15 protein-coding genes and 1 pseudogene are annotated in these 23,900 nt (G+C 76.0%); 5 read left to right on the top strand and 11 right to left on the bottom strand.

Features of this window, described 5'->3' with window-relative positions; translation table 11 throughout:
• The first annotated feature begins 315 nt into the window (after positions 1–315).
• From IF30_RS0117965 to lanKC, 3 genes and pseudogenes are all read left to right on the top strand, one after another.
• Positions 316–513 carry a hypothetical protein gene (locus tag IF30_RS0117965; protein WP_030239050.1) on the top strand — a complete coding sequence of 66 codons (198 nt, stop codon included), beginning with the start codon at positions 316–318 and terminating at the stop codon, positions 511–513.
• A 172-nt stretch (positions 514–685) separates the two neighbouring features.
• Positions 686–1,982: pseudogene (locus IF30_RS0117960) on the top strand (MFS transporter); the annotation flags it as partial.
• Between the two features lie 11 nt (positions 1,983–1,993).
• The gene (gene lanKC / locus IF30_RS0117955; RefSeq protein WP_030239044.1) at positions 1,994–4,531 is read left to right on the top strand and encodes a class III lanthionine synthetase LanKC; all 2,538 of its coding nucleotides are present in this window, start codon (positions 1,994–1,996) and stop codon (positions 4,529–4,531) included.
• 83 nt (positions 4,532–4,614) lie between these two features.
• Here lanKC and IF30_RS0117950 read toward each other — a convergent pair whose 3' ends face one another.
• On the bottom strand, positions 4,615–6,483 hold the full coding sequence (locus IF30_RS0117950) for an AfsR/SARP family transcriptional regulator (protein WP_051710536.1): 1,869 nt from the start codon (positions 6,481–6,483) through the stop codon (positions 4,615–4,617).
• Between the two features lie 794 nt (positions 6,484–7,277).
• On the opposite strand from IF30_RS0117950, the gene paaI reads away from it, so the two are divergent.
• Positions 7,278–7,688 (top strand): hydroxyphenylacetyl-CoA thioesterase PaaI, encoded by a 411-nt coding sequence (gene paaI, locus IF30_RS0117945; RefSeq protein WP_030239037.1) that lies wholly within the window; start codon positions 7,278–7,280, stop codon positions 7,686–7,688.
• A 24-nt stretch (positions 7,689–7,712) separates the two neighbouring features.
• Here paaI and IF30_RS0117940 read toward each other — a convergent pair whose 3' ends face one another.
• The 10 genes from IF30_RS0117940 to IF30_RS0117895 form a co-directional block, all read right to left on the bottom strand.
• Entirely contained in the window at positions 7,713–8,969 is a 1,257-nt protein-coding gene (locus IF30_RS0117940) for a phenylacetate--CoA ligase family protein (RefSeq protein WP_030239033.1), read from the bottom strand.
• A gap of 73 nt (positions 8,970–9,042) precedes the next feature.
• Entirely contained in the window at positions 9,043–10,005 is a 963-nt protein-coding gene (locus IF30_RS0117935; RefSeq protein ID WP_063752681.1) for an SDR family NAD(P)-dependent oxidoreductase, read from the bottom strand.
• Entirely contained in the window at positions 10,002–11,357 is a 1,356-nt protein-coding gene (locus tag IF30_RS41640) for an MFS transporter (RefSeq protein ID WP_037900336.1), read from the bottom strand. Before IF30_RS41640 ends, IF30_RS0117935 begins: the two co-directional genes overlap by 4 nt.
• Complete coding sequence (locus IF30_RS0117925; RefSeq protein ID WP_030239026.1) at positions 11,354–12,619, bottom strand: AMP-binding protein; 1,266 nt, start codon at positions 12,617–12,619, stop codon at positions 11,354–11,356. Before IF30_RS0117925 ends, IF30_RS41640 begins: the two co-directional genes overlap by 4 nt.
• The gene (locus tag IF30_RS0117920; RefSeq protein WP_158835227.1) at positions 12,616–13,656 is read right to left on the bottom strand and encodes an ATP-grasp domain-containing protein; all 1,041 of its coding nucleotides are present in this window, start codon (positions 13,654–13,656) and stop codon (positions 12,616–12,618) included. Before IF30_RS0117920 ends, IF30_RS0117925 begins: the two co-directional genes overlap by 4 nt.
• The gene (locus IF30_RS0117915; protein WP_051710533.1) at positions 13,653–15,104 is read right to left on the bottom strand and encodes a KamA family radical SAM protein; all 1,452 of its coding nucleotides are present in this window, start codon (positions 15,102–15,104) and stop codon (positions 13,653–13,655) included. Before IF30_RS0117915 ends, IF30_RS0117920 begins: the two co-directional genes overlap by 4 nt.
• 18 nt (positions 15,105–15,122) lie before the next feature.
• Positions 15,123–16,832 (bottom strand): class I adenylate-forming enzyme family protein, encoded by a 1,710-nt coding sequence (locus tag IF30_RS0117910; RefSeq protein ID WP_030239021.1) that lies wholly within the window; start codon positions 16,830–16,832, stop codon positions 15,123–15,125.
• 250 nt (positions 16,833–17,082) lie between these two features.
• Positions 17,083–18,495 carry a flavin monoamine oxidase family protein gene (locus tag IF30_RS0117905; protein ID WP_030239018.1) on the bottom strand — a complete coding sequence of 471 codons (1,413 nt, stop codon included), beginning with the start codon at positions 18,493–18,495 and terminating at the stop codon, positions 17,083–17,085.
• Positions 18,492–18,770, bottom strand: a complete 279-nt coding sequence (locus IF30_RS0117900) for a phosphopantetheine-binding protein (RefSeq protein WP_234322739.1) — start codon at positions 18,768–18,770, stop codon at positions 18,492–18,494. The genes IF30_RS0117905 and IF30_RS0117900 overlap by 4 nt, the downstream gene beginning before the upstream one ends.
• Positions 18,760–20,268 carry an amino acid adenylation domain-containing protein gene (locus IF30_RS0117895; RefSeq protein WP_234322742.1) on the bottom strand — a complete coding sequence of 503 codons (1,509 nt, stop codon included), beginning with the start codon at positions 20,266–20,268 and terminating at the stop codon, positions 18,760–18,762. Before IF30_RS0117895 ends, IF30_RS0117900 begins: the two co-directional genes overlap by 11 nt.
• A gap of 493 nt (positions 20,269–20,761) precedes the next feature.
• On the opposite strand from IF30_RS0117895, the gene IF30_RS0117890 reads away from it, so the two are divergent.
• Positions 20,762–23,863, top strand: a complete 3,102-nt coding sequence (locus IF30_RS0117890; RefSeq protein ID WP_051710531.1) for an ATP-binding protein — start codon at positions 20,762–20,764, stop codon at positions 23,861–23,863.
• Positions 23,864–23,900 lie beyond the last annotated feature (37 nt).

Genomic DNA, 23,900 nt, shown 5'->3' with positions numbered 1-23,900 from the left:
TGGGGGTGCGGGGTCGGGCGTGCCGGGGCGGATGCGCCGGCTTCGGGCGTTCCGGGCCAGGGTCGCGGGTGCGGCTTCGAGTGCGGTTCGGGAGCGCCTGGCGATCGGTATGGCCGCAGCTGGGCGGGGTGCGGGAGCACCGGGCGGGGGCCGCCCCGGCCCGGCGGGCGCCGTCGAGGGGGCTCCGACCTGCGGGCATACCGGGGGCCAACCGCCTCCGAAGCCAGGCGCAGCCGGCCCCGCACACCATGGTCGGCACGGCGGGCAGCGGCTCGCCGCCACCGTAACGGACCATCTGTGGAGGGGAGTTCGACCATGGCTGAGAACATCGACCAGGGCATCGGGCACAACGTCGGCGAGAACGTCGTCGAGAACGGCGAGGAGACCCCGGAGGTCGAGGCGCACGCCGCGAACGTCCTGGACCTGCAGTCGATGAAGATGCTCGCCGAGGCCTCCGACGGCAACTGCTTCAGCCTGATCAGCTACGTGGCGGGCGCCGAGACCTCCGCCTGACGACGCCGGTCGTCACCGGGCCGCCCGCCGGGCCGCCCGCCGGACCGGGCGCGGGCGCGGGGCGGGCGCACCACCGCCCCGGCCGCCGGCCGTAGCGCTGGGCTCCCGGGCGGCCCGTCGACGCCGGGCCGCCCCGGCCCGGTCCGCCACCACCCCACCACGGAGGACGGCCATGGAGCCCACCCCGCTCGCCCGCAACCGGGACTTCCGGCTGCTCTGGGCCGGCGGCCTGCTGGCCTCGCTCGGCTCCCAACTCGCGTCGATCGCCCTGCCGTTGCTCGTCCTGCGGGAGACCGGATCGGCCGTCCGGGCGGGCGCCGTCGGCACCGTCTCGGTCGGCGCGCTGCTGCTCACCATGCTGCCCGGCGGCGTGCTCGCCGACCGGATCGAGCGCCGCCGCCTGATGCGGGTCTGCGACGTCGTCAGCCTGCTCGCCGTCGGCGCCCTGGTCGTCGCCGTGCTGCGGGGGCACGCCCCGCTGCCGCTGGTCCTGCTGGTCGCGGCAGCCGGGGCGCTGATCTCCAGCGTCTACGGGCCCGCCGCCGGGGGCCTGCTGCGCGCGGTGGTGCCGCGCGAACAGGCCCGCGCGGCCTCGTCCCGGATGCAGGCGCGCGGCGCCGCGGCCCGGCTGGTCGGACCGCTCGGCGGCGGCGCGCTGTTCGCCTGGCACCCGGTGCTGCCGTTCCTCGCCGAGGGCATCGGGCTGCTGCTGTCCACGGTCTGCGTGGCTCTGATGCGGACCCGCTCGGCGCCCGGCGAGAAGAGCGGATCGGTTTTCAGCAGACGGGAGTTGACCGCCGGCCTGTCCTTCGTCTGGCACCAGCCCTACCTGCGGACCCTGCTGCTGGTCTTCGGCCTGGGGATGAACTTCGCGTTCAGCGCGCTGATGTTCGCCACCCTGGCCGTCGCCTCCGACGGCGGCCGCTCCGGCGTCGGCGGCGGCACGGTGGTCTCCTGCACCGCGGCCGGCGCCCTGGCCGGCGCGCTGCTCGCCCCGAGGCTGGGCGCACGGGCGCGGGACGGCAGCCTGGTGGCGCTCGCGTGCTGGGCCTGCGCGCTGACGGCCGGCGTGCTGGTGCTGACCAGGGTGCCCCTGCTGATCGGGCTGCTCTGCGCGGCCTGCATGTGCCTGTCCACCGTCGCCAGCATCGGCTTCGTCTCCGGCATGCTGCTCGCCGCGCCGCCCGACCGGATCGGCCGGGTGCAGAGCGCCGCCGCCTTCCTCTCCACCCTGGTCCAGCCGTTCGGCCCGCTGGTGGGCGGCACCCTGCTCGGCTCGGTCGGCGGCACCCGCACCTTCGCCCTGCTGGCACTCGCCATCGCGCTCTGCGCGGCGGTGGTGACCTGGGCGCCGCCGGTGCGGCGCGGACCGGCGCCGGGGCCGGCGGTCTGAGCCCGGCCGTCCGCCCCGCGTCCGAGCCCAGCCGGCCGACTCCGCGTCCGAGCCGGCCGTCCGAACCGCTCCGGAAGGAGGCGCGCCATGGCCGGCGCCCACGAGACCCAGCTGTACTGCCTCGCCGACCCGACGTACTACGACACCCCCGGCCGGCTGCGCGACCGGACGAGCCGCTACGCGCTGGGGCTCGGCGAGCCGGCCGACGGCTGGCGCCGCGAGCACCGGGGCCTGTGGACGGTGCTGCGGCCCGACGGGGTCCACCAGCCGGAACAGGGCTGGAAGCTGCACGTGTCGGCGGTCGAGGAGGGCGCCGAGGAGACGCTGGAGGTGGTCGCGCGGATCTGTGCCGCGCGGCGGGTGGCGTTCAAGTTCCTGCGCGGCCCGGCGGCGCTGCGGGTGGCGAACGGCAAGTTCGCGGGGCGCGGGAGCAGTGGCAAGTTCGTCACCGTGTACCCGGGCTCCGAGGAGCAGTTCCTCGAACTGGCCGGGGAGTTGTCGACGGCGCTGGACGGCCGCCCGGGGCCGTACGTGTTGACCGACCTGCGGATCGGCACCGCCCCGGTGTACGCCCGCTACGGGGCGTTCGTCGAACTGTGGTGCGAGGACGGGGCCGGTCGGCCGGTACCCGCCCTGCGGGACCGGTCCGGCGCCCTGGTGCCGGACTCGCGCGAGCCGGCCTTCCGGCTGCCGGCGTGGGTGCGGCTCCCCGAGGCGCTGCGCCCGCACCTGGCCGCGCGGGACGCGGCCGTCGGGGAGCTGCCGTACCGGATCCTCGACGTGCTGCAGTTCTCCAACGCCGGCGGGATCTACCTGGCCGAGCGCCGGGACACCGGGGAGCGGGTGGTGCTGCGCGAGGCCCGCCCGTACGCCGGGCTGGACGCGGCCGGCGCGGACGCGCTGACCCGGCTGCGGCGCGAGCGGTGGGCGCTGGAGCGGCTCGCCGGGCTGGACTGCGTGCCCCGGCTGCACGAGGTGCGGACGGTGTGGGAGCACACCTTCCTGGTGCAGGAGCACATCGAGGGTGTCCAGCTGTTCGCCGAGGCGATCCGGCGCTACCCGCTGGTGCACCAGGACTGCACCGCCGAGCAGCGTGCCGAGTACGCCGCCTGGGTGGGCGGGGTGGTCGCCGGCCTGGAGACGGCGCTCGACGCGCTCCACGCGCGGGGCGTGCGGTTCGGGGACCTGCACCCGGCCAACGTGGTGCTCCGGCCGGACGGGTCGGTGGTGCTGGTGGACTTCGAGTACGCGGCGCCGCTGGACGACCGGCGGGTGCCGACGGCCGGCGCGGGCGGGCCGGGGATCCCGGCCGGGCTCGACGGTGCCGGGGCGGACCGCCACATGCTGTGGACCACGTGGCTGATGCTGCTGATGCCGGTGCTGGAGCTGGCCGACCGCGACCCCGGCAAGCTGCCGGCGCTGGAGCGGCGGGCACGGGAGTGGTTCGGGCTCGGACCGGAGGAGGGGCCGGTGCGACCGGGGACATCGGCGGCGATGGCGGCGGCGGAGTCGGTGAGCGAGCGGCGGGGCCGGGAGCTGCTGGCCGGGCCGTCCTGGGCGCCGGCGCGGCGGGAACTGGCCGCGGGGATCCACGCGGGCGCCACCCCGGACCGGCCGGACCGGCTCTTCCCGGGGGACGTGGCCGGGTTCGCCGACGGCGGGACGGGCGTCGCGCACGGTGCGGCCGGGGTGCTGTACGCGCTGCACCGGGCGGGCGCCGACTGGCCGCAGGAGTACGCGGACTGGCTGGTCGCGGCGCTGCGCCGGCGCGGTGCCCGGCCCGGCACGGGCGGGCTGTACGAGGGCCCGCTGGGCACCGCCGTGGTGCTGGCCCGGGTGGGGCGGCCGGAGGCGGCGGAGGAACTGCTCGAACGGGCGCGCGGGGCCCGACCGGCCCGCGGGGTCGGGTTGTTCGGCGGCCGGGCCGGTGCCGCGCTCGCCCGGCTGCGGCTGGCGGAGGCGCTGGGCAGCCGGCGGGCCTCGGCGGACGCGCTGGCCGACGCCTGCGAGCTGGCGGCGGTGGTCCGGGGCGAGGCGGTGGCCGGGCTGGACGCGCCGACCGCGGCCGGCCTGCTGTACGGCCTGGCGGGCATCGCGCTCCTCCACCTGAGGCTGTACCGGCGGACCGGCGAGCGGTGGCTGCTGGACTCGGCGCGGACCGCGCTGGAGCGGGCCACGGCGCAGTGCGTGCGGGTGCCGGACGGCTCGGTGCAGGTGCTGGAGGCGGGGCGGCGGCTGGCGTACCTGGACCGGGGGAGCAGCGGCATCGCCCTGGTGGTGCGGGAGTTCCTGGAGACGGCCGAACTGCCCGGCGGGGAGGCGTTCCTGGCGGACGTCCGGACGGTCTGCGCGCCCGGGTTCGTCCGGGAGCCGGGGCTGTTCCGCGGGCGGGTCGGCCTGACGCTCGCGCTGGACCGGCTGGGCGGGCCGGCGGAGGCCGTGGCCGGGCAGGTGGCGCGCCTGCAGTGGCACCTGGTGGCCCGGCCGGAGGGCCTGCTGGTGCCGGGGATGCGGCTGCGGCGCTTCTCGGCGGACCTGCACACCGGGGCGGCGGGGGCACTCCTCGGGCTGTGGGGGCTGGAACGCGGGCGGGGTGACGTGCTGGACCTGCTGACGCTGGGCTGAGGCTCCGCGCCGCGCCGGTCGCCCGGCCCGGGGCCCGGCGCGGGGCTCGGAGCCGGGCCCGGCGCGCGGGGCCCGGCGCGGCGTCAGGAGACGGCGTCGAGGCAGGCCGCCGCGCGCTCCCGGGCGTGCAGCTGGGTCAGCCGGGGGAGGGCGTACAGGGCGGCGTGGGCGGTGACCTCGCCGGTGGGCGAGGTGACCGCTCCGGTGTCGGTGAGCGATTCGAGCGTGCGCAGGGCGAGGTGTTCGGGGCGGCCGAGCGCGGTGGCGGCCTCGGGGAGGGTGAACAGCAGGGACAGCGGTAGGGCGGCGAGCCGGGCGAGGGCCAGGCGGCCCTGGTCGGTGAGGTCCTGCCAGCCGGAGTCCAGCCGGGCGCGGACGGTGACGTCCCCGGCGACCAGTTCGTCCAGGGCCCCCGCCGGGTCCTCCAGCCGGGCCGCGTACTCGGCGAGCGGGAGGTGGCGCAGCACGGCGAGCCGGGTGCCGGCCACCCGTACGGCGAGCGGCAGCAGCCCGCAGGCGTCCACGATCCGGGCGGCGGCCGCACGGTCGGTGCCGAGCCGGCCGGTGCCGACGATGCGGCCCAGCAGGGCCAGGGCCTCGGCGGGAGCCAGCGGCGGGACGGGGACGCGGCGCACCGAGGCGAGGCCGGCGAGCTGGCTGCGGGAGGTGACCAGGACGGCGCTCGGGCCGGAGCCCGGCAGCAGCTCCCGGACCACGGCCTCGCCGGGGGCGTCGTCCAGGACCAGCAGCATCCGGCGCCCGGCGAGGGAGGCGCGCCACAGCGCGGCGGCCTGTCCGGGGTCCGCCGGCCCGGAGTCGGCCGGGGCGGTCGAGGTGGTGGCGGTCGAGGTGGTGGCGGTCGACCGGGCGGTGAGGGAGGCGAGTTCGGCCAGCACCTCGGGCAGCGGGCGCGGGGCGCCGTCGGCGGTGCGCAGCCGGACGAGCAGCCTGCCGTCCGGGAAGCGGTCGGCGAGCAGGTGGCCGGTGTGCACGGCGAGCGCGGTCTTGCCGCTGCCGGCCGGGCCGGAGAGCACCGCGACGCGTCCGTTGCCGGTACCCAACTCGTCGACCAGCGCACGCAGTTCGGCCGTCCTCCCGGTGAAGTCGGCGGTGTCCGCGGGCAGCAGGGCGCCGTTCGGGGCGGCGGTGCGCTCCGCGCGGGCCGCGGCGGGCCCGGTCCGGCCGCGGGTGAGCAGCTCGCGGTAGCGGGCGGTCAGGGCGGGGCTCGGTTCCAGACCCAACTCCCGTGCGAGCAGCTGGCGGTGGGTGTCATAGACGGCCAGGGCCTCGGCCTGTCGACCGCAGAGGTGGAGGGCGTTCATCCGGGCGGCCTGGAGCCGCTCGCGCAGCGGGTGGCGCTCGGCGAGTTCGGCCAGCTCCTCGGCCACGGCCCTGGCGTTGCCGAGTTCCAACTCGGTCTCCGCCCAGTCCTCGTGGACGCCCAGGCAGCGGGCCTCCAGGCGCCGCGCCTCGGTGTCGACGGCGGGCGAGGAGCGCAGGTCGGCGAGCGGCGGGCCCTGCCACAGGTCGAGCGCCTGACGCAGCAGCCGGGCGGCGGGGGCGAGCGCGCCGCCGTCGGCGGCGGCCCGGCCGGCCCGGGCGAGGGCGCGGAACCGCAGGAGGTCGAGCTCGGGTTCGGCGAGCCGCAGCAGGTAGCCACCGGACGAGTGGACCAGCCGGTCGGGCCCGTCCTCGCGGCCGAACAGGGTGCGCAGGGTGCAGATGTAGACCTGGAGGTTCTTGCGGGCGGTGCGCGGCGGCTCCTCGGGCCAGACCGCGTCGGTGAGCAGGTCGACCGGGACGGCCGCGTTGGCGCGGCTCAGCAGCACGGCCAGCACCAGCCGCTGCTTCAACGGCCCGAGGGCCAGTGGGCGGCCGGCGGACTCGCCGGTGAGCGGGCCGAGGACGGAGAAGCGCGGCCGGGCGGGGGCGGCGGGCAGGGCCAGGGGCATCGGCGTACCTCCGGGGCGTGGTCGGCGGTGCTGCGGGGGCGGGGCGGGGTGGTTCGCGGGGCGGGGTGGTGCGCAGGCGGGTTGGCGGGAGGGCTCGCGGGGCGGTCCGTCGGTGGGCCGCAGGCTACTTGACGGGCGGTCGGCGCTGAAGGGCACGGAATCGGGCCGGTTCGGCCACGCCGCCCGCACGACCCGGGTGTCCGGGGGTGGGATCGGCGGATGCTTCCGTACTGGCGTGCGGGCGGCGTTCCGGCTGGTCGCGGCCCGGTCCGCGCCGGCCGGCGGCGGTGGACGGCAGGGGCGGCGCCCAGGCCCCGGGCGGTGCGCGGACGTCCGCCGGCCGGGTGTTCGGGAGCGTGCGAGGGGCGGCGTTCCGGTGGTTCTCGACCGCGCCTCCGCAGCCGGGCGAGCGCGGCCCGAGCGCGGCGACGGCCGTGCGCGGAAGAGCTGCGCGGACGGGGCGCGCGTAGGGGGTGCGCGGACGGAGCTGCGTGCAATGGAGCCGTTCGGCCCTGGGCCGCGCTGGAAGTGTGCGGGGTGACGAAGACGGAGCGATCGGCGAGCGGCCCCACCTCGCCGAGAAGACGGTCGAGAACCACGTCTCGCGCGGCTCGTCGAGATCGACGAACCGCGGGTGCAGGCGGCGGCTCCGATCGCCACCGAGCGACGCCACGCCGCGGCCCCCGGGCAGCTGCCCCGCTGCGGTCGGCCGGTGCTGACGGGGCCACGGGCGACCGGCCGGGGCGCGTCCCCTACGCTGGGCCGCACACCGCCGACGGAGGGACCGTGACACCATGCTCGACCCCGTGACCGCCGCCCTGTACGAGCGCGACGAGACCAGCCGGACGCTGGGCATCGCCCTGGAGGAGGTGTCCGCGGGTCACGCGGTGATGCGGATGACGGTGGCCGCGACGATGGTGAACGGGCACGGCACGGCGCACGGCGGCTTCCTGTTCCTGCTGGCCGATGCGGCGTTCTCGTACGCCTGCAACAGCCACGGCCCGGTGACCGTCGCCCAGGCGGCGCAGGTGGTCTTCCTCGCCCCGGCGGCGGTCGGCGACGAACTGGTCGCCGAGGCGGTGGAGCGCTCGCGGGCAGGCCGCAGCGGGATCTACGACGTGACGGTGCGCCGGGCGGACGGCAAGGTGATTGCCGAGTTCCGCGGGCAGAGCGTGACGATCGGCGGCCGGCCGCGGACGGACTGAGCGGCCGGCCCGCCGCTGCCCGTCCTACGTCCGCGGGCGTTCGTCCAGGACCTGCTGGAGCTTGCCGGTACGCGGGTTGGTGACCAGCTCCGAGCGCGGCACCCACTCGACCGTGAGGTGGTGGATGCTGCCGAGGTCGGCCTCCGACGGGTAGAGCGGCAAGGCGGCGTACACGGCGCGGACGAGCCGGTCAGCGAGGTCGGCCGGCGGCCGCTCGATGTGGCCGAGGCGCAGGATCACGCCGTCCCGGCCGTCCCAGCGGCGCTGCACCAGTTGCATCCCGGCGATGTGCCGGTCGGGGTCGGCGGCGATCAGGACGGCCCGGATCTCCTCGGTGGGCAGGGCGACGGTGCCCACCCGGGCCCCCTCGGTGGAGCGGCCGAGGAGGCGGAAGCGGCGGCATCCGCCGTCCACCCACTCGGCGCGGTCGCCGGTCGGGTAGCGCAGGATCGGCATCAGGGTGCGGAACAGGTTGGTGACCACGACGCGGCCGGGCGTGCCGGGGGTGGTGACGGCCTCGCCGGTGGCCTCGTCGACCAGCTCCACCACGGTGCGGTCGGCGAAGGCCTCGTGGACCCGGACGTCGTCCCCGGGGACGGGCGCGCCGACCAGTCCGGCGTCGTTGGAGGCGTAGCCGACGGACGCGACGGCCGCGTTCGGGAAGGCCCGGGAGAGCAGCGGTCGCAGGTCGGCGAAGAGCAGGTCGCCGCCGAACAGCAGCAGTTCCACCCCTTCGGCGCTCTTCCCGAGCCCGACCAGGCAGTCGGCGACGGCGCTGAGCTTCATCGGTTCGCCCGCCAGTACCTGGACGCCGAAGGCCTGGATCAGGTCGGCGATGTAGCGGTCCGGCGCGGCGCCGCCGACGCCGAGGCGGACGTTGTCGACCGGCGCGTGGTGCAGGGCGTTCTCGATGTAGAGGAAGCCGCCGTAGAGTTCGCCGGCGGTGAAGAGGTTGGCCACCCGGTGTCCGGGCCGCAGTCCGGCCCGGACGAGTCCGGCGCCGAAGGCGGTCACCGAGTCGGCGTGCTCGGTGCGGGTCCACGGCGAGAACTTGGGGACGCCGGTGGTGCCGCCGGTCCGGTAGACGCCGGCGTCGGTGAGCGGGCCCGTCAGGACCCGGTTGTCGGGCCAGGTGTTGGCCGCCCAGAACGCGGCCTGGTCGATCACGGGGAGCAGGTCGAGCCGGTCGACGGCGGGGGGCAGGTCGCGGTAGAGCTCGGCGTAGAACGGCGAGTTGGCGCGGGCGAACCGGACCAGCTCGGCCAGGGGCTTCGCGGGCATGGCAGGACTCCGGGGGTCTGGAGGAGGTCAGGGGGCGGCGGGGCGGCGGGGCGGCGGATCGACGGGCGGTGGGTCAGGAGGCGGGTTCGGGCAGCGGCGGGTGTGTGGTCGGGGTCGGGGACGGCGGCGAAGGCGCGGGGGCCGGCTGCCCGAGCCAGGTCCGGGCGAGGGCCTGGACGGCCGAGCCGTCGGCGTCGGCGAGCTTGGCGGCCAGGTGGTCGGCGGCCCACGCGTTGGTGGGCACCCGGAACGGCGGCCGCCGCTCGCACAGGGTCCGGACCACGACCTCGGCGACCTCCCGGGCCGGCTGGCCAGCCGACTCCCAGCCCTGGCCGCCGACCCAGGCCAGATAGCCGGCGAAGGTCGGCGCGTACGGTCCGGAGGCGGCCTGGATGGTGGACCGGTCGACGTCGGGGAAGATCCCGAACCCGGTGTCCGGGACGAAACCGGGCACCACCACCGAGACCCGGACGCCGTGTGCCGCCGCGACCGGGGCGAACGCCTCCATGAAGCCCTCGACGGCGAACTTCGCCGCGCAGTACGCCTCGTTGAACGGCTGGCCGACCACGCCGTGCACGCTGCCGACGGTGACCAGCCGCCCGCCCGCCGCGCGCAGCAGGGGCATCGCGGCCCGGCTGACCGCGACGACGCCGAAGAAGTTGACCTCCAGGTTGGCGCGCAGCGCCGCGTCGGTGGACATCTCCAGCGTGGGGTCGGAGTTGGAGACGCCCGCGTTGTTGACGACGGCGTCCAGCCTCCCGTACGTCCGGTGCACGGCGTCCAGGCAGTCGGCGACCGAGCCGGGATCGGTGACGTCGAGTCGGCGGACGTCCACGGCGACCCCGGCGTCCTCGGCGGCGCTGCGCAGCGCCCCGGCCCGGTCGGGCTCGCGCATCGTCGCGACCGTGGTGAACCCGGCCCGGGCCGCGGCGACGGCGGTGGCCAGGCCGATGCCGGAGGACGTCCCGGTGATCAGCAGGACCTGCCCGGCGGGGTCCGTGCGGTGCCCGGTGCCCGTGCGGTGTTCCGGGTTCATGAGGCGCTCTCCGCGAGTGGTTCGGCGGCGTCCAGCAGGGGCTGCAGGCCGAGGGCGGGGACGAAGGAGCAGGCGGCGAGCAGGGTGCCGCCGGCCATCACGGCCCGGGCGGCGTCCAGGATGCCGAGCGGCCCGGTGAGCAGGGAGACGGCCAGGCCGCCGACCAGCGCGGCGAGCGGGATCACCCCCCAGGTGACGGTCCGGAAGGCGGCGTGCATCACGCCCTGGTTGCGCGCCGACATCCGGGACTGCCGGGTGGGCGCGCTGCACACGTTGATGCAGGACATGAAGAAGCCGTAGCAGCCCATGGTCACCGCGATCACCGGCCCGGCGGGCAGGGCGGGCGCGGCGAGCACGCCGAGGCCGACCAGGCAGTGCAGGAGCAGCGACCAGGCCATCGTCCGCCCCAGGCCGAACCGCCGGCCGAGCCGGGGTGCGACCACCGCCCCGGCCAGCGCGCCGAGCGCCGCGACCGACATGGCCGCGCCGAAGACGCCGACCCGCACGCCCAAGCCGCGGTAGGCGAGGACCGGCAGCACGGTGACGAAGACCGGCCCGCCGCAGTTCAGGGTGACGGCCGCCAGCACCACCCGGCGCAGCACCGGGTCGGCCCAGTTGAGGCGGAAGCCGCGGGTCAGCCGCTCCCGGATCGAGCCCTCCTCGACCGTCCGCTCGCCCCAGGGGCGCATCGAGCGGAAGCAGGCCGCCGAGACCAGGTAGCTGGCCGCGTCGACCAGCAGGGCGGCCACGCCCAGCGCGCCGTAGAGGGCGGCGGCGACGGACGGCCCGGCGACCTCGGAGACCGAGCCGCTGCCCTCCAGCCGCGAATAGGCGCGGACCATGCCGTCCTCGGGGACCACGGCGGGGACGGCGACCAGGTAGCCGACGTTGAAGAAGATGGTCGCCCCGCTGATGACGGCCACGCAGCCGAACAGCAGCGGGGTGGAGAGCACGTCCAGCGCGTACGCGAGCGGGATCGCCGCCACCGCGACCAGCCGCACCAGGTCGCAGCCGAGCATCGTCCGGCGCTTGTCCCAGCGGTCGACCAGCACTCCGGCGATCGGCCCGAGCAGCGGGATGCCGAGGTACTGGGCCATCGCCACCACGCCGACCTGGAGGGCGGAGGCGTGCAGCACGAAGATCATCAGGGTCGGGACGACGAACACGGTGACCCTGTCGCCGACCAGGCTGACGGTCTGCCCGGCCCAGAAGAGGGTGAAGCTCCGCCCGAGCGGCGCCGGGCGGTCGGCCTGGGCCGGCCCGGCCTGCGTGGACTCGGCCTGAGCCGACCCGGGCTGCGCCGACCCGATCTGTGCCGACCCCGCCTCCGCCGACCCGGGCTCCGCCGTCACGACTCCTCCCGGACGACCAGGGCGGCCGTCTTGCCAGTGCGGCCGTTGCTGACCAGCTCGTCCACCGGGCGCACCCGGAAGGACTCCGGGTCGTGCTGGAAGGCGGTGCTCAGGGTGAACGTGGCGGCGAACAGCTCCTTGCGCAGCCGTTCGACGTCCGCGGCCGAGTCCGGGGAGGAGCCCGCGCCCGGGCCCGGCCCCGGGTCGGGGCGCCCGGTCAGCACCAGGACCTCCACCCCGGTGGCCCGGCCGCCCCGCTCGGTGAGCACCACCTGGGCCCGGGCCACGCCCGGTTCGCGTTCCGCCCGGGCGATCAACTCGTCCACGTCCAGTCCGAGGCCGCGCACCTGGACGACGCTGTCGCGCCGGCCCGCGATCCGCACCGCCGGCTCCGGGCGGCCGCACGGGCAGGTGGTCAACCCGCCCGCGTCGCCGGTGCGGTAGCGCAGCACCGGGTTGAGCACCTCGGGGTCGAGGGTGGTGAAGTCCAGCAGCCCGTCGGCGTCGGCGTGCACCAGGTGGTCCGGCAGCGGGTGGAAGACGTCCGCCGGGCAGTGCGGGGTGTTGGTGCCCACCACCCAGGTCTCGGTGCTGCCGAACATGCCCCAGCGCCGCGCCCGCGGCGCCACCACGGCCAGGTCGTCCGCCAGTTGGGGTTGCCAGGCCTCGCCGAGCCACAGCACCTTGCGCAGCGAGGGGAGGCGGAGCCCGGTGGCGCGGGCGTGCGCGAACCAGAGCCGCAGCACGCTGGGCGTGCCGCCGATGGCCGTCACCTTCCGCGCGGCGAGGAACGCCAGCCAGTCGCCGAACTCCTCCTTCGCGACCGAGCCGAGGGCGATGATCCGGCAGCCGGAGAGGTCGGCGAGCGCGGCGGCGAGGAAGTGCGCGCCCCACATCCGCCCGGCGCCCCAGGCGTTGACGAAGACGTCGGTGCGGTCGAGCGGCTGCCAGTGGGCGTGGACGCCGGCCATGTAGAAGCCGGTGGGGGCGTAGCCGACCTTGGGGGCGCCGGTGCTGCCGCCGCTCTGGAACAGCCAGGTGGCGGCCTGCTCGGCGGCCGGCTCCAGGTGGGCGAGCGCGGTGTTGAGGTCGTCCTTGGCCAGCGGCGGCAGACCGGCGAGCCCGTCCAGGGAGTCGGCGTCGAGGTGGCCCGGGTAGCGCTCGGCCAGCGCGGGGACGCTCCGCAGCCGCTCCAGGGTGCGCCGGGCCACGTGCAGCCGGGGCGCGGCGGCTTCGGGGGAGAGGGAGAAGGAGACGGTCATCGGGGGTCCGTCCGGGGGGTGGCGGGGTCGAGGGTGAGCGGGCGGGCGCCGTCGGCGAGCCACTTGGCGTGGCCGTCCCGGTAGGCGGCGAAGCGGGCCCGGGTGACGTCCCGTTGGAGGGTGCGGTCGGGGTCGGTGAAGTCCGGGGCGATGACGCCGTCCGGTTCCAGCTCGGAGAACCAGTAGCGTTCGCCGTCGTACAGGAAGTCGATGCAGAAGAACGGGATCGGCAGCCGCTCGGCGAACCAGGCGGTGGCGGCGGCGAGTTCGGGTGGCACCGGTGGGAACTCCATGGCGCCGCCGCGGCTGGCGTTGGCGACCGGGGAGCCGGCCTCGGGGGTGCGCTTCATCACCGCGTACGGCCGGCCGTCGACGACGTACACCCGGTAGTCGACGGTGCCGTCGCCCAGGTACGGCTGGACGACCAGGGTGGTGTCACCGCCCTGGGCGAGGCTGGCCAGCCCCCGGACGTCCTCGGGGCCGCGGGCCAGGTTGATCCCGCCGCCGCCGCACCAGCCGGCGGGCTTGACGATGGCCGGGTAGGTCATGGCCCCGAGCGCGACCTCGTAGCCGTGCTTGGCGGTGTCGCGGCCCGTCCCGATCCGTACGGTCGGGATGGCCGGCACCGGGGAGCCGGCCAGGAACAGCAGGGTGGCCAGCTTGTCGTTGCCGATCAGCGACACCTGCGGCGGGAACGGCAGGTAGAAGCCGGCCTGTTCGAGCACCGCGTAGAGCGCGTACTGGTTGAAGACGTCCATCGACTGGTAGGGCAGCGAGTACAGCGCGGTGATGAACAGGGTGTCCTCGGGGGTGACGGGCTCGTCGTCCACGTACACCCGGGGGCGGCCGGGCGAGGTGGCGTCCACCGTGACGGCGTCCGGGGCGTGCCTGCTCCAGCGCAGGCCGAGGCCGGCGGCGCTCTCGGCGTAGAGGTCCCAGAAGAAGCCGTGCCACATCTCGGCCATCCGGGAGGACTCCCGGTCGGGGAAGATCCAGCACATCCGGCGCAGTTCGCCGGCCGGGTGGGGGCTGCTCATCGTGCTCCTCCGGGTGCGGGTGCGGGTGCGGGTGCGGGCGCGGGTGCGGGCGCCGGTCGGGCCGCGGGTGTGGCGGCCGGTCCGGTCCACCAGCGGCGGCCGGCCTCGGGCAGGGTGTCGACCGGGTCGTAGTAGGGGTGGCGCCGGTCGAGCGGGGCCTGCGGGCCGGCGTCGTCGGCCTCCAGGCTGGTGCGGTAGTTCTTGGTCCAGTACGAGATGCCGCGCTCGCGGTCGTAGTCCACCGCCTGGTGCACCCAGCGCTTGCCGACCCGCGGGACGTCGCAGACCAGGCGCGGGGTGGCGTACCCGGGCAGGTAGCCCATGATCGCCTCCTGGAGGTGCTGCGCCCGGTGCAGCGGGGTCCGCCAGTGCTCGGCGCCCGGGACGAGGTCGCAGAGGTAGAAGTAGTACGGCAGGATGTTCGCCTCGCCCTGGAGGGCGAAGCAGAGGTCCAGCAGGTCCTCCGGGGTGTCGTTGACACCGCGCATCAGCACGCCCTGGTTGCGGACGTCCCGCACGCCCGCGTCCAGCAGCGCCCGGGCGGCCTCGGCGACCAGCGGGGTGACCGACCGGACGTGGTTGGCGTGGGTGTGCACCGCGAGGTTGACGGCGCGCCGGGCGGCGATCCCGGCGACCTTCGCCACGCCGTCCAGCACCCGGGGCTGCAGCCAGTGCTGCGGCAGGCCCACCACGGCCTTGCTGGCGAGCCGGATGTCGCGCACCGAGCCGAGGTCCAGCAGCCGCAGAAGGAAGGACTCCAGGCGCGGCCAGGGCACGTTGGCGAGGTCGCCGCCGGAGAGGACCACGTCGCGCACCGAGGGGGTGCGCTTGAGGTAGTCGAGCATCTGCTCCTGCCGGTCGACGGGACGCAGCAGCAGCCGGGTCTTGGCCACCTGTGGCGTGGAGGTGCCCACCAGGTCCATCCGGGTGCACTGGCCGCAGTACTGCGGGCAGGTGGCGGTCAACTCGGCCAGCACCTTGGTGGGGTAGCGGTGGGTCAGGCCCTCCACCGCCCACATGTCCGCCTCGTGCAGCGAGTCCCGTTCGGCCAGCGGGTGGCTGGGCCAGCGGGGGTGGCGGTCGCTGCGCACCGGCAGCATGTAGCGGCGCACCGGGTCGGCCAGGAAGGCGTCGGTGAAGGCCTCCGGGGTCACGGGGGCGTCCGGTGTGTCCGCGGTGCCGGAGGCCATGGTGTTCAGCACCTGCGGCGGCAGCAGCATCGGCATGGTGGCGAAACCCGCCTGGTCGGCGGCGAGTTCGTCGTAGAAGCGGTCGGTGAGCAGGGTGCCGGCGACCGCCCGCAGCTGGCGGGCGTCCTTGACGGAGTGGGCGCGCTGCCACTGGGCGTCGCGCCACTGCGCCTCGGTGACCTGCCGCCAGCCGGGCAGCCGGCGCCAGTCGGGTTCGACCAGCGCCGTCCGCGCGTACTGGTACGGCTGACGGATCACGGGGTGGTCCACGGCGACCTACTGGCCGGTCAGGAGGCCGGCGTGGCGGGTGCGCAGCTCGCGTTTGAGCACCTTGCCGGTCGGTCCGAGCGGGAAGTCCTGCGGTGTGCGGGCGATCCGGACGGCGGCGAGGGCGGCCAGACCGGCCCGGGTGAGCGCCTCGTTGGCCGCGGCCTGCACCCGATCGGCGTCGGCCTCGGCCGCCTCGGACTGCAACTGCACGACGGCGATGGGACGTTGGGCCTGACCCTGGCCGGCGGGCACCCCGATCACCGAGCAGTCCCGGACGAGGTCCGCGCAGTCGGCCAGCAGCACCTCCTCGATCGGCAGGCTGTAGACCGGGCCGTCGGCGGTGTCGATGACGTCGACCGTGCGGTCCAGGTGGTAGAAGCGGCCGTCGCCGTCGCGGCGGGCGACGTCGCCGGTGAGCCAGTAGCCGGCCAGGCCGAAGCTCGCGGTCAGCCGCTCGTCGTTCCAGTAGCCCGGGGTCAGCGAAGGGGCGTCCACCGCGAGCAACCCGACGGTGCCGTCGGGGAGTTCGGTGCCGTCGTGGTCCAGCACGGCGGCCCTGCGGACCACCTCCAGCGGCTTGCCGACGCAGCGGTCCTCGCGCCCGCTCTCCGGCGTGGTGACCTGGCCGAACAGGGCCATGCCCATCTCCGAGGAGCCCAGCCCGTCGATGAACTGCGAGCCGGGCAGGGCGGGTTGCCCGGCCCGCTGCCGCGGCAGCAGCCACGGGCGGACCAGCCCGGCGGGCCGCTCCCCGAGGGTGACCAGGCGGCGGACGTGCCCGTGGTGCGCGCTGTCGCCGGTGTTGAACCAGGAGTGCACCCGGGCCGCGCCGCGCACCGGCAGCTCCCCGGTGGCCAGTTCGACGAAGGTGCGCGGGAAGGAGGCGACCATCGTCGGCTGGAAGGCCTCCATCACCGGCTCGACCACGGCGCGCCGCCAGTCGGACATCACCACCGTCGGCAGACCGAGCAGGACGGCGGTGAGGAAGTAGCTGAGGCCCCCGGCGTGGGTGTGCGGCATCAGCGACATCAGCCGGTCGTACGGCTCGGCGGGGAAGCGCACCATGCGCGGCTGCTTGCCGTCCCAGAACCGGCGGTGCGTCAGCACGGTGGACTTGGGCGTGCCGGTCGTGCCGGAGGAGTGGATCAGCGCCACCACGTCGTCGGCGGCGTGCCGGTACGGGTACCCGGCGGGCGGTCCGACGGCTTCGGCGGCGTCGAAGGCCCGCACCTCGGCGGCCAGGGCGAGGAAGCGGGGGCGGCTGCGCGGGTCCTCGCGGTAGGCGGCGGCCAGCCGGGTGGTGTCGTCGGCGACCACGCCGACCACGCCGACGTGGTCCAGGTAGCGGACCATCACGTCATGCCGCATCGCGTCGTTGACCAGCGCGGGAACGGCGCCCAGTGCGGTGAGCGCGAGGAAGTGCAGCAGCGGCTCCAGGCCCTCGCCGACCACCACGGCGACCGGCTCGCCCGGGCGCACCCCGTTGGCGTGGTACCAGGCGGCGTAGCGGTCGCGCAGGGCGGCGAGGTCGAGCAGGCTGTGGCCGCGCAGCACGACCTCGCCGCGGTGGTCGGTGCGGTGGGTGAAGACGAACGGGACGGACCGGTGGGGGTTCACCGCGATCGCGTGGTCGAGGAAGTTCCCTGCCCCGAGGGCGGGTTCGGTCATCAGCCGCTCTCGGGCGGCGAGGGGTGCGATGGGACTCTGGTCGCTCATGGCGGGCTCCGGACGAGGGGTGCCGGGCGCGGGTTCTCGTGGAACCGGCGCCCGGGAGAGGGGTGAGGGGTTCCCGGTGGGCCATGGGGGCCGCTGGGCCGGTGAGCAGCTGGGCCCCTGGGCCGTCGAGGGCAGCTGGGCCGTCGAGGGCGTCGGGGCTGTCGAGGCCGTCGAGGGCGTCGGGGCCCGTCAGGGCGTGCGGAAGGTGCGGAAGGTGCGGGTGGGGCGGTCGGGCGGGGTGCGGGGAGGGCTAGGTGCGGTCGACGATCTCGGCGACCACCCGGTGGCCGGAGCGGACCGCGCCCTCCATCAGTCCGAAGAACGCGGTACTGGTCTCGGTGCCGGCCCAGTGCACCCGCCGGTGCGGCGCGGTGAGCGTCGGGCCCAGCCGGGTCCAGTCGCCCGGCCCCAGCAGGGCGGCGTAACAGCCCCGGCTGTACGGGTCGTTGAGCCAGTCCGTGACGTGGAAGCCGATCGGCTCGGGCAGCATCGGGAACAGTCGCGCGGCCTGCGCGAGGGCCTCGGCGCGCTGTCGCTGCGGGGTGAGCGCGCCGTAGCGGTGGGCCTCGGCGCCGGTGACGAACCCGGTCAGGACGCCGATCCCGCCCTCGGGGGAGTCGTCCACGGTGGAGAGCAGCGGCCCCCGGGCGTTGACCGACCAGCCGGAGAAGCCGTGGCGGCGCCAGAGCGGTGCCGGGTAGACCAGGTGGACCTTGACGGCGCAGCCGCGACCGGTGCGCTCCCCGGCCCGGCGTGTCGGCAGGGCGGGCTCGTAGGCGATCGCGTCGGCGAGCAGCGGGGGCAGCGCCATGACCGCGACGTCCGCCCGGTACGCGCCCCCGTCGGTGCGCACGGTCACCGACCGGTCGTCCTGGTGGACGGCCCGGACGGCCTCGCCCAGCCGCACCCGGGCGCCCAGCCGCTCGGCCAGCCGTTCGCACACCTGGTGGGCGCCGCCGTCGATCCGGTCCTGCTGGGCGCCGCCGGCGAAGGCGTTGAGGTAGCGCAGGCCGCCGCCGGAGCGCAGGTAGAAGGCGAGGTGCAGGACGGAGACGTCGGCCGGATCGGCGGCGCACATCTCACCCAGGAAGAGCGGGAAGAAGAGCCGGGCGTCCGGATGGGAGAGGTGCTGCTCGGCCCATTCGGCGGCGGTCAGGGCGTCCAGCCGCTCGGCGTCCGGGGTGAGCCACGGCGCCTGCGGCCTCACGGCGGCGGTGAGTTCGGCCAGCCGCTCGAACAGGTCGCCGAGGGCGACGGCGTTCAGCGGGGGGAACCGGCCGTCCCCGGTGGTGGCCTCGGTGCCGGTTCCGTCCGGGGTGCCGGTTGTGTCCGGGGCGCCGGTTGCGTCCGGGGTGCCGGTTCCGTTCGGCGTGCCGGTCCGGAGGGCGAAGCGGCTGGCGCCGAGCATCGTGGTGGGGGTGGTCTTGAGGCCCGTCTCCGCTGCCAGGGCCAGCAGTTCGGTGTGCCGGTCGCCCAGGTAGGCGGCGCCGGCGTCGACCCATGCGCCGGGTGCGGCCTCGATGCCGCGGGTGCGCCCGCCGACCCGGTCCCGGGCCTCCAGGACGGTCACGTCGATCCCGCGGGCGGCCAGTCCGGTCGCCGCCGTGAGCCCCGCCAGTCCGGCACCGACGACGACCGCGGTGCGTCTTGCGTCCTCGCTCATGCGGCGGCCGTGATGCGCTGCGCGAGGCGGGCCGGGGTGGGCGCGAGCAGGAAGTCGTCGAAGGTCAGCTCGACGCCGTGGCCGCGGGCGACGGCGCTCAGCACCCGGGTGGCGATCAGCGAGTCACCGCCGAGTTCGAAGAAGTCGGAGTCGGCGGTGACGTCCTCGCGTTCCAGGACGCGCCGGAAGACGGCTGTCAGGGCCTCGGACATGGCGGAGGCGGTGGTGCCGGTGCGGGCGGGGGGCGTGGCGGGGGTGGTGAGGTCAGTGCTCAAGGGAGGTCTCCTTCGACCTGTCGGGGGGAGCCGCGTACCGCAGGTGGCAGCCGGCCCGGTCGACCTTGCCGCTCGGGGTGTGCACGAGCCGGGGCACGAGGGTGATCCGGCTCGGCACGAGGTGGCCGGGCACCCTGGCCCGCAGGTGGGACAGCAGGTCGCGGTCCAACTGCCGGGCCGGGGTGTGCGGGCGCGCCACGACGTACGCGACGAGGGTGGTGCGGCCCGCCACGGTGGTGCCGGTGACGGCGGCCGCGGTGACGTCGGGGTGGCCGGTGAGGTGCGCCTCGACCTCGGCCGGGTCCACCCGGATCCCGCGGACCTTCAACTCGCCGTCCAGGCGGCCCTGGTGGGTGAGCAGGCCGTCCGGATCGCGGCTCATCCGGTCGCCGGTGCGGAAGAACCGGCGGCAGTCCAGGGTGGTGAACCGCGCCGCGGTGGCCTCGGGCAGGCCGAGGTAGCCGAGCGCGAGGGCCGGTCCGCCGATCAGCAACTCGCCGTGCTCGTCGAGGTGTTCGACGACGTGCGGCAGGGCGCGTCCGATCGGGGCGCGGGTGGTGCCGTCCCAGGTCCGCCCCGGTGCCAGCGGGCCGGCGAGGTCCACGGCGTGGGTGATCTGGGTGGTCTCGGTGCAGCCGTAGGTGTTCAGCAGCCGGATCCGTCCGGTCTGCAGCCGGGCCCAGTCGGCCAGCCGGGCGGGCCCGGCCGCCTCCCCGCCGATCACCACCAGGCGCAGGCAGGAGGGCAGTCGGTCGCCGGAGTCGACCAGGTGGTGGACCAGCTCGTGCCAGAAGGCGGTCGGCAGGTCCAGTACGGTGATCCGTTCGCGCTCGACCAGCCGCAGGAGGCGCGGGAACGAGCCGCTGTGCGCGTCCGGGTCGATGACGAGCGCGGCACCCCCGGTGAGCGCCGGCAGGATCTCCTCGAAGCAGGTGTCCCAGTTGAGCGAGGCGAACTGCAGGACCCGGTCCTCGGGGGCGAGGTGGAACAGCTCGCGCAGCGCGTGGGCCGTGGCCGCGACGGCCCGGCGGGGCGTCACGACGGGTTTCGGCTGCCCGGTCGAACCCGACGTGAAGAGAATGTAGGCCGGTTGTTCCGGCTCGGCCCGGGCCGAGCCGGCCGGGGGGCTTGCCGGGGGATCCCCGGAGAATTCCGTCGGTTCCGGTAACTCCACTAATCGGGCATCGAGTCGGAGGATGTCGCCGGACCGGCCGGACACGGCGGTGCGGCACTGTGCGGCAGCCGCCATGGCTTGTCGGCGGGCCGCCGGGAATGCCGGGTCGACAGGGCAATAGGTGCCCCCGGCGGTCAGCACGCCGAGAAGTGCGACCACCGTTTCCGGTGCGTGGACCGCCGGTACGGCGACCGCGCCGGGATCCGGCCCCAGGCGTGTGGCCAGGGCGTTCGCCGACTCCAGGAGCCGGCCGTAGCTCAGGGCGTGTCCGTTGTGGACAATCGCCGGACGACGGGGATTTCGACGTGCGATATCGCTGAACATGTCGAGCAGGTCGGGGAAGACCTGGAGGGAACCGTGACTAATTGACATGCCCGCCCCAAATGACGCAGAGAAGTGCTCATCCGTGCTCGGCGAACGGCGACTCTACCTTCGAACATGCGTCGCGACAATGGATGTTGAGGGCGTTCTTCCAGGAGGTCGTAACGGAACTGTGAACCGCCCCCGGCAGGTACGGTCGTTCGGGTAAGGACGTTGCGGCGCGGCCGTTCTGACATGCCATCAGCAAGAATCGGGCATCGGCCGCCCCGGCCGCCGTGACACCGGGCCGAGTGAGCCGCCGGTGCGGGTGCACGCCGGGCGGCCGGGGGGCGGCCGCCGCCCGCGGTGCCGGCCGGACGGCGGCGCGCGGGCCCGGTGACGGCCGTCGATCAGCGTCCGTACTAGTGTCGTGGTCGCGCCGCGGCCGGCGGTCGCCACCCGACCGGGCGGCACGGCCGGATCCCGGCGCGGTCGTGAGAACCGGGGGTCGAAGCGGATGAAGATGACGTTCGGACTGCTGGGCCCCCTCGCGGTCGCCGTGGACTCCGTACCGCAGGCGCTGCCCAGGGCCACCGTCCTGCGGGGCCTGCTGGGCGCCCTGCTGCTCGCGGAGGGGGAGCGGCTGCCCGTCGCGCGACTGCTGGAGCTGGTGTGGGCGGACCAGGCGGACCGGATCGGCCGGGGAGCGGTGCACACCGGGATGTCCCGGTTGCGCACCTGGCTCGGGAGCTTCGGGGACGACACGGTCGTGCTGGAGTCCGACGCGCACGGCTACCGGCTGTCGACCGGGCCCGACGCGGTGGACCTCGGGCGGTTCCGCCGACTCGCCGCCGCCGGGGACCGGGCCGCGGCGGTCGCCCTGCGCCGCGGGCCGGTCCTGGACGGGCTGGAGCGGCTGAACCGCGCCGACCCCCTGGTGGCGTCCGCGGAGAGCCTGGTGCGCGCCACGGTGCTGGCCCTGGCCGGGGACGCCCTGGCCGCCGGGGCCGGCGGAGCAAGCGGGGCCACCGGGTCGCCCGGGGCGGCGCGGGCCGCCCTTCCCGTCGTGTCGGAACTCGCCCAGGAGCACCCGTACGACGAGCCCCTGCACGCCGCCCTGCTGGAGCTGCTGGCGGCGGACGGCCGGGCCGCCGAAGCGCTGCGCCGCTTCCAGTCGCTGCGCCGGCGGCTCTCCGAGGAACTCGGGATCGAGCCGGGCGAGCAGGTGCAGAACGTCTTCCTGGCGCTGCTGGCCCATGACCGCGAGGGCGCCCGACCGGAGCCCGGACGGTCCCGCGTCCCCTCCCAACTCCCGCGAGACGTGACGGACTTCACCGGCCGGGACGAGCAGGTGCGGATCATCCTGGACGCCCTGGCGGCCGGGCGGGTGCCGGTGATCGCCGGCATGGGCGGCATCGGCAAGACGGCGCTCGCCGTCCACACCGCCCACCGCGCCGCCGCCGACTACCCGGACGGCAGCCTGTACGCGGACCTGCGCGGCGCCGACGACGCGCCCGCCGACCCCGCCGGCGTCCTGGCCGCCTTCCTGCGCGCCCTCGGCGCCGACCCCCGCGAGATCCCGGCCTCCCTCGACGAGCGCGCCGCGCTGTACCGCACCCTGCTCGCCGACCGCCGCACGCTCGTCCTCCTCGACAACGCCGCCGACGAACAGCAGCTCGTCCCGCTGCTCCCCGGCACCCCGGCGCACCCCGAACACCCCGCGGAGACGGCGGACCCGGCAGGCGCGGCAGGCGCGGCAAGTCCGGCAGCCCGTTCGGCCGGTGCCCGCGGCGCCCGCACCGCCGTCCTCGTCACCAGCCGCGCGCCCCTGACGGCGCTGCCCGGCGCCCGGCTCGTCGACCTCCACGAACTCGACGCCCCCCACGCCCGCACGCTGCTGCGCCGCATCCTCGGGGACCACCGCGTCGCCGCCGAGCCGGTGGCCGCCGCCCAGATCGTCGACCTGTGCGGGGGCATGCCGCTGGCGGTCCGCATCGCCGGAGCCCGGCTCGCCGCCCGGCCGCGCTGGACCCTGGCCCGGCTCGCCCACCTGCTGCGCGACGAACGCCGACGACTCGACGAACTGGCAGCCGGGAACCTGGCCGTACGGGCCGGCTTCGCCGTCGGCTACACCCGGCTCCCGGAGCCGACCCGCCGCACCTTCCGGCTGCTCGGCCTGCTCGACGCGCCCGACTTCGCGCCGTGGGCCGCCGCGGCGGTCGCCGACATCCCCCTGGAACAGGCCGAACGGCAGCTGGAGGAGCTGATCGACGCCCAACTCCTCCAGGAGACCGGCACGGAACCGCACCTGCGCTACCGCTTCCACGACCTCGTCCGGCTGTACGCGCGCGAGCACGCCGAAGCCGCCGACGAACCGGCCGCGCGCACCGCCGCGCTCCAACGGGCCTTCGGTGCCTGGCTCCGGCTCGCCGAGCAGGCCGCCGACCAGGTGCCCGGGCCCTGCTTCGCACCGATCCACGGCGCCGCGCCGCGCCACCCGCTGCCGTCCGCCGTCACGGCAGCACTGCTGGACGACCCGATGGCCTGGTTCGACGCCGAGCAGCCCGCCCTCGACGCGAGCGCCCGGCAGGCCGCCGCCCTGCGCATGGTCCCGCTGGCCTGGGACCTCGCCGCCTGCCAGGAGAAGTACTGCGACGTGCGCGGCCTGTACGACGACTGGCGCACCACGCACCTGGCCGTCCTCCAGGCCTGCCGGACGGCCGGCGACCACCTGGGCACGGCCGTCCTCACCCGCGGCCTCATCGAGGTCACCACCTGGACCACCCCGGCCGACGACACCCACACCGCCGTCGGACGGACGGACGGCAGCCAGACGATGGTCGCCCTGGAGGACCACGCCCGGCACCTGCAACGCCTGTTCGATCAGGTGGAGGAGCCGCGCGGCACCGCCGACGCCCTCGTCCTGACCGCCTGGAGCCTGGTCGCCCAGGGCCGCGAACGGGAAGCCCTCGACGCGGCCCGCCGCGCCCTGGACCTCGCCACCGCCCACGATCACCCGGGCGGCCAGGCCAGGGCCCACCAGATCATCGCCATCGCCTACGGCGAGACCGACCTCGACCGCACGATCGAGCACCTGACGGAGACGCTGCGCCTCGCCCGGCTCATCGGCAACACCCGCTTCGAAGCGACCGCGATCCAGTTCCTGGGAGCCGCCCACGGCCGGGCCGGCCAGGTCGAACGGGGCGGCGAACTGCTCACCCGCTCCCTCGCCATGGCCCGCTCCCTCGACGACCGCTACGTGGAGGCGTTCTCCCTGCTCTACCTGGCCACCCTCTACGCGGCCACCGGCGACGGCCGCGCCCGCGAGACGGCCGACGCCGCACTCGCCATCGCCCGCCGCTTCGACCTCGGACACCACCTCGCCCAGGCCCTCGGCATCCTCGGCGAGCTGGACCTGACGGCCGGCGACCACGCCTCGGCCGTCGCCCACCTGGAGGAGTCCGTCCTGGTGTGGCGGGCCCGCGGCTGGCGGTCCTTCCTCGCCGGCGCCCTCCGCACCCTCGGCCGGGCCTACGAGGCGGCGGGGCTGCCCGACTCCGCCGCCCGCGTCCTCCGCGAGGCCCGCGAGCTGACCGACACCCCGACGCACGGGAACTGACACCCGCCACCCCGGCCCGACCGCACGCAGGCACCCT

It is taken from the genome of Streptomyces sp. NRRL S-350, from assembly GCF_000719705.1.
GTDB lineage: Bacteria > Actinomycetota > Actinomycetes > Streptomycetales > Streptomycetaceae > Kitasatospora.
This window is presented reverse-complemented; position numbering and strand designations above follow the sequence as displayed.